The sequence below is a fragment of the Pseudomonas floridensis genome (assembly GCF_002087235.1).
Lineage (GTDB): Bacteria > Pseudomonadota > Gammaproteobacteria > Pseudomonadales > Pseudomonadaceae > Aquipseudomonas > Aquipseudomonas floridensis.
Genome location: NZ_MUIO01000278.1, coordinates 1 through 663 on the forward strand (window position 1 = coordinate 1; position 663 = coordinate 663).

A 663-nucleotide genomic window follows, 5' to 3' on the forward strand; every position below is an offset into this window, starting at 1 on the left:
CGAACGGACTGTCGATGAAACGCTCGGCGGTGAGCGCGTCCAGCCCCAGGTAACCGCGTGCTACGCCGACCCCACCGATGTGCAGTTGCCCGGTCACGCCAACCGGCACCGGCGCGTCGTTCTCGTCCAGTACGTGCAGACGGTTATTGGTGATGGGCCGCCCGATCGGCACCTGACGAGACGGCACCTCGGCGCCGGGCTCAAGCGTCCACACACTGTTGATGACCGTGGTTTCCGTCGGGCCGTACACGTTATGCAGGCGAGCGTTGGGCAGCCGTTGCTGAAAACGTCGGGCCAGCGCCGGAGACAGTTCGCCGCCGCCGCTGAACACATCGGTCAGCGAATCGCAGGTCGCCACTTCATCGGTGTCCAGGAACAGCTGCAACATCGCGGGCACGAACACCATCGCCGTAACCCGCTGCTCACGTACCACACGCGCCAGATAAGCGGGTTCGAAATGCCCACCGGGGCGCGCAATGACCAGCCGCCCACCAGTGGCCAGCGGCCAGAAGGTTTCCCAGGCCGACGCATCGAAACCGAAAGGAATCTTGTGCAGCATCGCTCCGGCCTCGCCGCACACCTGCAGGCACCACAGCAGCAGGTTGCTCAGACCGCGATGCGCCACCATCACGCCCTTGGGCAGTCCGGTGGTGCCGGAGGTGT

At 65.5% G+C, this 663-nt stretch carries 1 protein-coding gene; it reads right to left on the reverse strand.

Annotated features, from left to right (window positions below; genetic code table 11):
• A partial coding sequence (locus BZK31_RS28900; RefSeq protein WP_157900852.1) for an AMP-binding protein occupies positions 1 to 663 on the reverse strand: 663 nt, incomplete at both ends.